Below are 12,210 nucleotides of genomic sequence, written 5' to 3'. Positions count from 1 at the left end.
TTTTGCCTGGCGGTGGTTGCCTGCGCCTTCATTGAACAAGGTTGATCATGAAAATCCGTTCCATCGCCCTCGCCGCCGCCGCTGTGGCCGCGTCTTCCGCTTTCGCTGCTCCCATCGATGTGGATGCACCGAACACCGTGCGTATCTACATGAGCGGCGCTTCCGCTGTGCGCGCCGCCCTGGGCAGCGTGGTGCTGAACGATGTGTGCGGCGGCTTCGCCAACAGCTCGGCCACCGTCTACAACGCCACCTATGACGCCGCTGGTGGCTTCAAGACTTTGAACAATTTCTGGGCTGTGACTTGCAAGCTGCCCGCACCCAAGCTGGGTCTGGCTGCCGGCACCGATGTCGCCTTCTTCAAGAGCGACGCGGGTGGTTCCGCCCAAGGCGTGTTCCCCGTGTACTTCGGAACGGCCCGTCCCTTCGCCGAAGTGAAGGCCTGCACCACGGGTTCCGGCCAGGCTTTCAGCGGCTGCCCGTCCACCCGCACGGCCGTGCCTACCTTGGGCATGTCTGATGTGGAACCCGCCATGTTCAAGGGCGTCAACGTTCCTACTGACCCCTTGGATGCGGATGATGACAACTACCCCGCCGATGGCCTGAGCACGGCACAGCTTTCCGCATTGAAAGTGACGTCGGTGATCCAGACCGTGTTCGGCGTGGCCGTCAACACCAATCTGTACAACGATATGTTCGCCAAGCAAGGCTTGAGCGCCGTGAAGGACAACGCTGGCGTTGCCTGTTCGGTGGCATCCACTGATGAGCAGTGCATTCCGTCCATTGGCAAGGCTGAAGCCCGCACCTTCTTCTCGGGCAATGCCGAGGACTGGAAGCTGATCTCCAGCAATGCCGCCAAGAATGCCACCCAAGTCAATATCTGCCGCCGTGTCAACGGCTCCGGCACCCAGGCCGCCGCCAATCTGATGTTCGGCGATGCGCCTTGCGGCTCTGCCAGCACAACTCCTGCAGCTTGGGATGCCTCCGGCTCGGCAGCGCCGGACGATATGTCGGCCTCCGCCAACACGACCGCTGGCGGTCTGTCGGTTGCCAACTATCTGGTTGCCAATATGGGTGGTGCCGCCACAGGCCCGATGCCCAGTGGCAGCAAGTTCATCTTTGAAGGTCCGGGCACTGGCGATGTGGTCAGCTGCATGAACCAGGCGCAAAAGGCTGACGGCTATGCCATCGGCCACATCTCCAAGGAAAACGCGCCTGGCTCGAACAGCTGGAAGCATGTGCGACTCGAAGGCGCCGTGCCTAACGGCACGAACGCCAAGCAAGGCCGTTATGACTACTTGTTCGAGTCCACGATTCAGTACAAGAAGAGTGCCTATGCCGCCCTGACCTCGGCACAGCAGGCTTTCATCACTGGCTTCACCGCTGAAATTGCCAAGCCTTCGGCTTTGAACACCTTGTCCTCCGCCAACAAGGCCGGCGTCTTGGCTATGCCCACCAGCTACTCCGGTGCTTTCGGTACGGGTACTGCCGCCGAAATCGCCTTCGGTTCGCGCGTGAACCGCGGCGGCAATAGCTGCAGCCCGCTGGCTGCCGTCAAGTAAGTTTTGGGTTGCGAGGTCATACCAGCACCCTGCTGGATGACCATGCTCCGAGGAGGCTCAACTGAGCCTCCTCGTTTCTTCACTGGTGATTGACTATGCGTGAAACATTTGCTGCCCTTAGCGCGCTTCCCTCTAGCGGGCTCCCCCTTGGCTCGATGTCATTTTTGAAGCTGACCAAGCTGGCCTTGCTGGGGTCGCTGATGTTTGTCAATCACGCGCAGGCCACCATCTCCGGTGGTGTGGCCAACCCTGTCGGCCCCAATGCAAGCTTCTACAAGGGCAATGGCGAGTTGGCCTTTGTCGTCTCGGACTCAGAAGCCAAAGTGTCTTACACGCTGGACCTGGGCCTGGACATGAATGCCTTTTTCATATCCTCCCAGCAAGAAACGTTTACTCAGCTCTTCATTCCCATCACCGATGCGCAATGGGCAAGCTTTTTGCCTCTGGTCACTGTCGCCAATCTGCGCTGGACCGTTTTTGCGACTCAGGCCAGCACCAGCAGTGCGTCAGGTGTCAACCGAATTTTTACGACGGCTCAGCAAGGTACCGAGGCTCAAATTGCCACGATGACGAATCAGCAGCTTTCGAAAGGCAATTCCGCCTCCACGGTGCTGAGTTTCTTCGGGTCAGTGAACGCCACGGGCACCCATGGCGGGCCAGCCAACTTTCCGGTCAATGGCAGTAGCTCCAATGTTCAAGCCGATAAGCCAGGCGCCTATTTCGGCGAGAACAGCGCCAATTGGACTGACACGATGAATGGCAATGCGCCGTTCACGATGAGCAATAAGCTGGGTGATTCATCCTGGTTCTATTACCTGACTCGCTCCAGTACGGATCAACTGAGCACCATCCTCGTTGACGAATTCGACAACGTCGGCCACGACGGCTACTGGGGTTTCACCAAGGTCGACGACAACGCCAACTCGCCCTACAAGGGGCAGTACCTGCTGAGCTACACCTTGCAGGCCAGCACGCCGAAAGCATCCACCGTGCTGGGCCAGGCGCGCATCAATATGACGGACTTCAGCGCCGGTTTCATGGCCCGCGCCTATCTGCCTGCGTCCACCGAATTTGCGGGTTATCGGCCAGGCAGCTTGGTCATGCCCGGTGTGAGCGTCAGTGCTGTGCCTGAGCCTGCGAGCTGGGGTCTGATGGCGCTGGGCTTGCTGGCGCTGGGCGGCCGGGCCGCGCGTATGCGGCGCGCTAAGCACATGGCTCCTTGATGGTCTGAGCCGCAAGCCCGCTAGCGTTTGAATCGGCGCCTGAGGCCTGAACTCGGGCGGCCGGTCACCGCTGACGTGGCCCCTTCGGCCCAGCTCTTCGTTTGCGGCACTAGTCCGAACGGCTCACGCCGCAACGGCGCCTCTTCATCGCCGCTTCACTGCGGCTTCCGATACTGCTTTCACTATGAAATCGTGCGCCTCTCTTCTGGCCGCAGGCCGGGGCCTGTGCGCTACCGCGGTCACTGCTGTGGGCTTGGCCAGTGGCTTGTTGCTGGCATCAAAGCCGACCCTGGCCGCCAGCCTGCAAGTGCCGCCGGAGCGCTCAGCGCTTGCCGAACCTGCTTCGCCGCGCTTTGCCATTCTCGAGTTCGAGATCAGCGGCAACACCGTCTTGCCCGTGGCAGCGGTGGAGCAGGTGGTGCTGCCCTTCATGGGCGAAGACAAAGACATGGCCGATGTGGAGGCCGCCCGCGAAGCGCTGGAGAAGCGTTACCAGCAGGCCGGCTTTCTGACCGTGTTTGTGGATATTCCTGAGCAGCGAGTGGAGGGCGGCGTGCTGCGCCTGCATGTGACCGAGGGCCGCGTTGAGCGCCTGCGCGTGACCGGCTCACGGTACTACGACCAGGGTGTGATTCGCGAACGCGTCAGCCAACTGGCCCCCGGCCAAGTGCCTGACTTCAATCAGGCCGCCGCGCAGATCGCCGGCCTGAACCGTGAGGAACGCCAACTGCAGCAAATCCTGCGCCCTGGCCTGACGCCTGGCACGGTGGAAGTGGAGCTGCGCGTCAATGACAAATTGCCCGCCGGCGCCAGCCTGGAAATCAATAACCGCCACGCCGCCGACACCGACCCCTGGCGTGCCTCCGTGGCCCTGCATCACGACAACCTCTGGCAGCGTGATCACAGTCTGACGCTGAGCCTGATCACGGCGCCGCGCAACACCAAGCAGTCCAGCGTGCTGGTGGGCAACTACAGCTGGCCGCTGAGTACGGAGCCGGGTCGCCCGCAAAGCTTGCTGGCCACGGTGGTGCTCTCAAACAGCAATGTGGCGCCCTTGGGTGCCGGCACGGTGATCGGCAAGGGCGCCACTTACGGCCTGCGCTGGAACCGCAGCGTGCCGCATGCGTCGAGCGAGGGCGACTCGCTGCACAGCTTCAGCGTGGGCGGCGACTACAAAGACGTGCAGGAGCAGCAGCTCAGCGCCGGCGGCGAGCTGTCCACCCCTTTGCGCTACCTGCCATTTCAAGCGGCCTATACCGGCATCTGGTTTTCGGGCGGTGTGCAAAGCAGCCTCAGCAGCAGCATCACCTTCGGCTGGCGCAATTGGTTGCAACGGGATGTCGCCTGCCCGGGCAACGTCGGCGCGGTGGACCAGTTTCAGTGCAAGCGCGATGGCGCCGATGGCAGCTTTGCCTACTGGCGCGGTGAGTTGCGCGATGCCCGGCCCTTGCGCACCCTGGGCTTGCCCGCGCCGTTTGGTGGCAGCCTGAATACACGCTTCGCCTGGCAACTGGCCACCCAGCCATTGGTGTCGGGTGAGCAATACGCGCTGGGTGGTGTGGACACGGTGCGCGGCTATCTGGAAGCCGAGGCTGCGGGCGACAACGCCATGCTGGCGGGGCTGGAATGGCGCAGCCCCAATTTTCTGGCGGCCCCCGTTGTTGCTGGCACTGCCGCCAAAGCGCAAGCCTCGTGGTGGCGTGAGTTGACGCTGCTGGGCTATGCCGAAGGTGGCCGCGTGCAAACGCTCAGCCCCTTGCCTGAGCAGGCCGAGCACACCTGGCTGGCCGGTGCCGGCCTGGGCTTGCGCCTGCGTGCCGGGGCCGGTTTGTCGGCCGACCTGGACCTGGCCTGGCCGCTCAAAAGCACCCGCATCAGCCCCAAGAACGAACCTCGTTTGCACTTGCGCCTGAGCGCGCAGCTTTGACCCCGATTGCCACCATGTCAGCCACAGCCCGCCTTCACCCCACGCCCGCTTCATTCGCGCTCAGCCCGATGGCGAGTTTCGCGACAGCGCCCTTGCTGGTGGCGATGCTGGCTATCTGGCCTCTGCAGTCGCTGGCGCAGGCCGGTGCTCGCCCCGCCGCGCCGGCCGCCCAGGTGCTGCCCGCCGGTATGCGGGTGATCACCGGCAACGCGGCCTCGCGCATCAATACCGACAACGGCCGTGGCGGCCAAGACATGGTCATCGACCAAGCCACCGCCCGCGCCATTTATCAGTGGCAAAGCTTCAATATCGGCGCCAATAGCAGCGTGGAATACCGCATGCCCAGCGTCGGCAGCGCGGCGTTGAATCGGGTGGACAAAGGGGCGGCGCCCAGCGCCATCTTCGGCACGCTCAAGTCCACTGTGCCCAATCCGGCTTTTGTGGCCGGCGGCAGCAAGCCCGAGCGCATCAGCGGCGGCGACATCTTCTTGCTCAACGGCAACGGCATTCTCTTTGGCCCGAACGCCAAGGTCGATGTGGGCGCGTTGATTGCTTCGACCCTCAACGTCGACAACGACGACTTTCTGCTCGGCCTGACCAAGTCCATTTACGCCACCAACCCCAGCTTCAAACGCGATGCCGATGTGCTCGGCATGCCTGATGTGGGCCGCGGCTTTGTGGAGGTCAGCAAGGGGGCAGCCATCACCACGCCTTCCGGCGGCCGGGTGTTCTTGTTCGCCGAGGATGTGATCAACGCCGGCAGCATCGCCACCCCGCAGGGGCAGACGGTGCTGGCCGCAGGCGAGCAGGTCTATCTGCAAACACCCACGGTTGAGCGGCTGTATGCCTCCGAGGTCAACGCGGCCGTGCCGGCCGTGCGCGGCTTGTTGGTGGAGGTGGGCACGGGTGCCGGCCGGGTCGATCAGCTGGGTGATATTGCCAGCAACCGGGGCAACACCACCTTGGTGGGCATGGCCGTCAACCAGATGGGCCGCATCAGTGCCAGCACCAGCGTCAGTGAAAACGGCTCGGTGTTTTTATTGGCGCGGGGCCAGTCTCAGGGCATCAGCTCGGGCGGTGTGATCGTCAAGCGCGCTGCCGAGGGCGGCACGCTGACCCTGGGTGCCGCCAGCCGCATCGAGATGGCGCCGGATGCCGCCGGCGGCAGTGCCACCGGCGACCAGTTCACCGCCTCGCGCGTGGAAATGAACGGCCTGAACATTCAGCTGCAAGGCCGTGACGCAGCCGGCAATGCCGGCGCGCAAATCAATGCCCCCGCCGCCCAAGTGCGCTTGCGCGCCGAGGCCAAGCCGAACTATGAAAAGGTCGAGCCCCAGGCCAATGCCATGGCCAGCCCCAATCTCGAAGCGGGCACGCGCCCCTTCGACGCCCGCGCCACCATCGTGGTGGGTGAGGGCGCTGGCATTGATCTTTCCGGTACCCGCAGCACGGAGGTGTCGGCTGCGCGCAATTTCGTCACCACCGAACTGCTGGGCGGCAATGATCTGAAAGACGCACCGCTGCAAAAAGAGGGGCCGTTGTACCGCGCCAAGGTGACCTTTGATGTGCGCGCCCCCGCGCCTATCCTGGGCGACACCAGCAGCTACCGGAAGAATATCGAGAGGTCGGCCGAAGAGCGCATGGCCAAGGGCGGCAACCTGATGCTGGAGAGTACCGGCACCGTGGCGACCCTGGCGGGATCCAAGCTGGCTTTGAGCGGCGGGCAAGTGGCCTACACCGAGGCCTTGGTGCGACCCAGCCGCCTGACAGCCGAGGACGGCAGCCAAGCCACGCTCAACACCGCCAGCGCCGATCTGCGCTATGTGGGGCTGAGCGATGCCAGCTATGGCTTGTACGACCGCTGGGGCAAGGTCACGGGCTTCCGTGCCAGCAGCCAGGGCCAAGTAGCCAGCGCCTATGTGGACGGCCAAGCGGCGGGTAGCCTGCGTGTGCTGGCCCAGCAAGCCGATCTGGCGGGCAGCATGGCGGCCAACACCTTGGCCGGCAGCCGTCAGCTGGCTGGGCTGGATGCTTTGGCCGCGGCCGGGAGCTTTCAGCTTGGCGAGGCGCAGGTCAAGGGCACCGGGGTGGACAGCAAGCTGCTCTTGAGCACGCAAACGCCGCCTTCCTCAACCGGCGGCGCGGCCACGGCCGCGCTTGACGCCAGCACCAGCCTCTTGAATGTGGGCCTGCTGCAAGCGGCCGGTTTCGGCCGCATCAGCCTGGCCAGTGACCGTGGCATTGCCAGCGCGGCCGGTGCCGCGCTGCAGCTCGCGGATCGCAGCACGCTAACGCTTTACTCACGTGGCGCCGATGGCATCAGCCTGGGCGCAGACATCGTCAGCGCCGGCGGCAGCCTGTCGGCTCAGACGGTGGAGAACACCGACCGCAGCAGCGCGCCCGGCGTTATCAGCGTGGCGGATGGCGTCAAGCTCGATATGGCCGGCCGCTTGCTGAACCAGGAGCGCGATGGCACTAGCGTTCAGCGTGCCGTCCAGGGCGGCAGCGTCACGCTGAACTCAGGTGCGGGCCTGCTTTTGGGCAGGGGCTCGGTGCTGGATGTTTCCGGTGGTGCCACGGTGCGCAGCAATGGCAGCGTGCAAGCGGGCAGCGCAGGCAGCCTGGATTTGAGCAGCAGCTTGGTCGCGGGCCAGGCGCAGGCTTTTGACTTGGGCGGCAGCCTGCTCGGTGTCGGCGTGGACAAGGGCGGCAGCCTCAAGTTGCGCGCCGCCACGGTGCAGATCGGCGGCAATGGTCCGGCGCTCGACAAGGCCAGCGGCGGGCTGAATCTGGGCACCGAGTTTTTCTCACAAGGTGGCTTTGAGCGTTTTGATGTGGACGGCATGCTGTCGCTGCAGCTCGCAGACGGCGCGGTGCTGCGCCCGCAGCTGCTGTCGCGCCGGGGCGGTGAGGTCTTGCGCGGTGGGCTCAGCGGCAGCCGGCTGGCCGATCTGAGTGGGGTCTTGCTGCAAGACGCCGCGCTGCGTCGGCCGGTCAACTTGACTTTGCAATCCAGCGGCAATGCCGTCGCCGCGCAGAGCGGCGCGCTGCGCATTGCTGACAGCGCCCAGATTCTGCTGGACCCGAATGCCAATTTGACGCTGACGGCCGGCCGCAGCTTGCAGATGTTGGGCCAGCTGAGCGCTCCCGGCGGCACGGTCAGCCTGACGCAAAAGCCCGGCCTCGGCGGTGACGCGACGGAAGACGCGCTGCGCCTGGGCGCTGCCAGCCGCATCGACGTGTCTGGCCTGGCCCTGCTGCAGCCTAATGGGGATGGCCTTCTGCGTGGCCGTGTGCTGGAGGGCGGGGTGGTGAGGCTCAATGCCGTCAGCGCACAGTTGGATGCCGGTGCGCTCATTAAGGCTGATGGGGCCCAGGCCCAGCTGGACGCCGCCCCCACGGGTGCTGCCTTTGCCGAAGGCCGCCAATCGGTGGCCAGCGCGGCGGGTGCACTCAATATCGCTATCGACGTGGCCGGCCGACAAGACAGCGTGCTGAATGCCAGCTTCCAGGCCAAGGCCGGCGGCAGCCGCCAAGCGGACGGACGCCTGAGCGTCAAGATGAGCAAGAGCGGCGACGCCGCGCAAATCCCCGCGCACCGCTTGCTGCTGCAAGCGGCACCAGCCCAGGGCGAGCCGCTGTTGCCGCAGACCCAAGCCGGAGTGAAGACGGTGCAGCTGGCGCAAAGCCTGCTCGGCGCGCCAAGCAGCCTGGCCGACATCAGCCTGGCCTCAATGGACAGCCTGGTGCTGGCCGGCGACTTGCAGCTGGAAGCCGCCCGCCGCCTCAGCCTGGACACGCCCTTGCTGCAACTGGGCCAGGACGCCAAGGTGCAGCTGCGCGGCAGCTCGGTACAGCTGAGCAATAGCTCGGCCTTTGCTGCGCCCACGGTGGCTCAAGCTGGCAAGGGCCAGTTGCTGGTGCAAGCGGCACCGCGCAGCGGCGCTGTAGCGGATGGCACCAGCCTTGATCTGGTGGGCCAGCTACAAATCGCTGGTGCCTCGGCCATCACTCTGGCCGCCCAAGGCGATTTACGCCTGCACGGTGTGCTGAACAGTGCGGGCGCCAGCGCCGGCCAGCTGCGCAGCGATGCGGACCTGACCCTGACCGCCGCGCAAATCTACGGCAGCAGCGCGACGAACTTTTTGGTCGATGTCAGCGGCCACAAGCTCACGATGCAGCGGGCCGAAGGCAATGCGGCGAGCAAACCTGCCGCGCCACTCTCGGGCGGCGCTGCGCTCACCTTCAAGGCGCAAGACATCGTGCAAGACGGTGTGCTGCGCGCGCCGCTGGGCAGCCTGACGCTGCAGGCCGAACGCGAGCTAACGCTCACGCCCACCAGCCTGACGTCGGTCTCGGGTGATGGCCTGCTGCTGCCCTTCGGCGGCACGACAGGCGGCGCGGCCTGGTATTACGGCTCGCCGTCCAATCAACTCAAAGGCCTGCCGGCCAAACAGATTTCTCTCAGTGCGGCCAATTTGAATTTGGCGGCCAGTGGCAAGCTGCAGGCCCAGCTCGATATGAGCGGCGGCGGTGCCCTGCAAGGCCTGGAGTTTGTGGCCGGGCCCGGTGGCTCCAGCGATGTGTTCGCGGGTGCTGCGGGCGGGGCTTTTGCCATCGTGCCGGGTGCTGCCATGTTGGCGCCGCTCGATCTGCACATCGCTTTGCAAAACGACGCCAGTGGCGCGGTGGTGGATATTCCCGCCGGCCGGCAGCTGCTGCTGAGCCGTGATTTGCAGTTCGGCGACCAGGTGCTGAAGGCCGGCCGCTACGCCGTCATGCCGGCGCGTTATGCCGTTTTGCCAGGCAGCTTCCTGGTCAAACCGGCAGCGGCCAGCACGACCGTCTCGGCCAACACTGCCGTCACCCAGGCCAATGGTGCCGTCTTGGCCGGTGCCAGCTTCGCCACGGCCGGTACCGATTTACAAGACACACGGCCCTCGGCCTTCACCATCACGCCGAGCGCCGTGGCGCGCAAGTCCTCGGAGATCCGTACCAGCCAGGCCGACAGCTATTACGGCCAGCAAGCCACGCGCGAGGGCAAGGCCCTGCCGCCCCTGGCCATCGACGCCGGCAGCCTTAATCTCAGCGCGCCGCGGATGACGATGCAGGCCGCCTTGAATTACGCCCACGCGGCGCAAGCCGGCGCGGGCGAACTCAATATCGGCGCGGCCCGCTTGGTCGTGTCCGAGCATGCTGATCGGTTCCCTGATGCCCTGGTGCTCTCGCCCCAGGCGCTGTCGAGCAGCGGTGCCGGCAGCATCATGCTGGGCGGCACGCGCGCGCAGGATGCCAATGGCCAGCGTCAAGCCATGGTCAGCGCGCAGACGGTGCAGATCGATGCCGGTGTCAAGCTGCAGGCGGCTGACCTGGTGCTGATGGCGCAGCAATCGGTGGAGGTGGGGGCGGGCGCGCAGTTGAGCGCTGCAGCTTCCAGCACCGCTGCTGCTTCGGCCACCCCTGCCAAGGCAGCGGACACTTTGTATGTCAATGGCGACGGTGCATCGCTACGCCTGTCAGCCACGCCAACGGCGGTGCAGCGCAGCGGGGTTCCCGCTCAAGCGATAGCACAGGGCCAGGTGCGCCTGGCCGCCGGCAGCGAACTCAAGGCCGGCGCGCAAGGCAGCTTGAGCCTGGAAGCCGCGGCGCGTACCTTGGTCGATGAGCAAGCTGCCTTGGACGCCGGCCGCTTGGTCTTGGGCGCCGGGCGGATTGTGGTGGGCGGTGCAGGCGCGACTGGCAATACCTCGGCCAGCGACAGCTTGCGGCTGACGGCTGGCCAACTGGGTGGCTTGAGTCAGGCCGCTGAGCTGCAGCTGCGCAGCTACAGCGACATCTTCTTTGAGAGCGGCGCACAACTCGGTGGCAAAGACTTGCGCTCGCTGACCCTGGATGCCGCCAACCTGACGGTGGCCGATGGTGGCCAGGCGACGGCCAGTGCGCAGGCCTTGCAACTGAGCAATAGCGCCGGCCAGTCAGCTGCTGCCAGCACGCCAAGCGGATCAGCCGGCAATGCGCGGCTTGATTTACAAGCCACTGCCGGTGATTTGCAGATCGGCCCCGGCAGCGTCAGCACCAAGGCCGTGGGGCAACTCACGCTCAGCGCGGCCCGCGATATTGTTTTTGCAGGCGAGGGCGCTTTGAACAGCGCGGGTGATGTTCAGCTGCGCTCGGACCGTGTGCTGGCCACCGCTTCGGCTAAACAAGGCTTGACGGCAGGCGGCAGCTTGCAGCTGAGTCATGTGGACGCCGTAGCGCCTAGCGCAGGTGTGAGTGCTGCGGTGACGCAGCCCGGCGCAGGGGCGCGTTTGAACCTGAGCGGCCGCGAGTTGCTGCAGGGCGGGCAGATCGATTTGCCCTCGGGTCAGCTGAATCTGCGCGCCAGTCAGAACCTGGTGTTCGCGGCCGGTTCGCTGAGCTCGGTGCAAGGTTTCACAAAGACCTTGGACGGCCAAACCATCGCGACAGCGGGGGGGCGTATCGATGCCGGCAGCAGTGGCGGCGACGTTCAAGTGGCGGCTGGTTCGCGCGTGAATGTGTCCGGCGCCGCCAATGCGGGCGGCGGTCAGTTAGTGCTGGCCGCGCCGCAAGGTGTTTTGCAATTGGCCGGTGACTTGCAAGGCCAGGGCACCAGCTCGGCCGGCGCCAGCCTGCAGTTGGACAGTCGCCAGGCTGTCAATCTGAGCCAGTTGGCTGGGCAGCTGCCGACAGGTCAGTTCAGCCAATCGATCTCGGTGCGCAACCGCCAGGGCGATCAAACGCTGGCGGCCGGCACCGTGCTGCGCTCGGCCAGTCTGGCCCTCATCAGTGACGCCGGCACTTTGACGCTTGCCGGCGAACTGCAAGCCACAGCGGAGCGCGGCGCGCAAATTCTGCTGGCCAGTGGTGGGGACCTGACGCTGCGCCCAGGCGCCGTGCTGTCCGCCCGCAACATGGCCGCCGGCGCCGATGGCGGAGACATCCGTTTAATGAGCGGCACCGGCCAGCTGAGCCTTGAAGCCGCCTCGATCTTGTCTACCCAAGGCGGCCCTTCCGGCCGCGACGGCAGCGTGCTGCTGCGCGCCGCCCGCACAGGCGTCAGTGACGCCACACCCGGCGGCACCGGTGTTGCCATCAGCAACGCAGGCGCTCAGTTCGACGCTGTGCGCTCGGTGCAGGTCGAGGCAGTTCGCGTTTACGACGGGGTTGAGTTGATCAGCGAGACGGGCGTGCCTGCACCTATGCCTACGCCTACGCCTACTCCGACGCCTACGCCTACGCCTACGCCTACGCCCACGCCCACGCCCACGCCCACGCCGACGCCGACGCCCACGCCCACGCCGACGCCGACGCCCACGCCGACGCCGACGCCGACGCCGACGCCGACGCCCACGCCGACGCCGACGCCGACGCCCACGCCCACGCCGACGCCGACGCCGACGCCGACGCCCACGCCGACGCCGACGCCGACGCCCACGCCCACGCCCACGCCCACGCCGACGCCGACGCCAACGCCAACGCC

General features: G+C 65.6%; 4 protein-coding genes. All 4 read left to right on the top strand.

The window, feature by feature from the left end; all coding sequences use genetic code 11:
* Nucleotides 1-47 precede the first annotated feature (47 nt).
* Nucleotides 48-1,559: a hypothetical protein gene (locus AABB87_RS21280; protein WP_341973315.1), complete on the top strand. Its 1,512-nt coding sequence runs from the start codon at nucleotides 48-50 to the stop codon at nucleotides 1,557-1,559.
* Between the two features lie 155 nt (nucleotides 1,560-1,714).
* Nucleotides 1,715-2,782: a PEP-CTERM sorting domain-containing protein gene (locus AABB87_RS21275; protein WP_341973314.1), complete on the top strand. Its 1,068-nt coding sequence runs from the start codon at nucleotides 1,715-1,717 to the stop codon at nucleotides 2,780-2,782.
* Between the two features lie 184 nt (nucleotides 2,783-2,966).
* On the top strand, nucleotides 2,967-4,709 hold the full coding sequence (locus tag AABB87_RS21270) for a ShlB/FhaC/HecB family hemolysin secretion/activation protein (protein WP_341973313.1): 1,743 nt from the start codon (nucleotides 2,967-2,969) through the stop codon (nucleotides 4,707-4,709).
* Nucleotides 4,710-4,723: 14 nt separating this feature from the next.
* Nucleotides 4,724-12,210, top strand: a 7,487-nt coding sequence (locus AABB87_RS21265; RefSeq protein ID WP_341973312.1) for a two-partner secretion domain-containing protein, incomplete at its 3' end; no start/stop codon positions are given.

It is taken from the genome of Roseateles sp. PN1 (genome assembly GCF_038419725.1).
GTDB lineage: Bacteria > Pseudomonadota > Gammaproteobacteria > Burkholderiales > Burkholderiaceae_C > Paucibacter_A.
The sequence above is the reverse complement of the archived record's forward strand: the minus strand, read 5'-3'. Positions and strand labels throughout refer to the sequence as shown.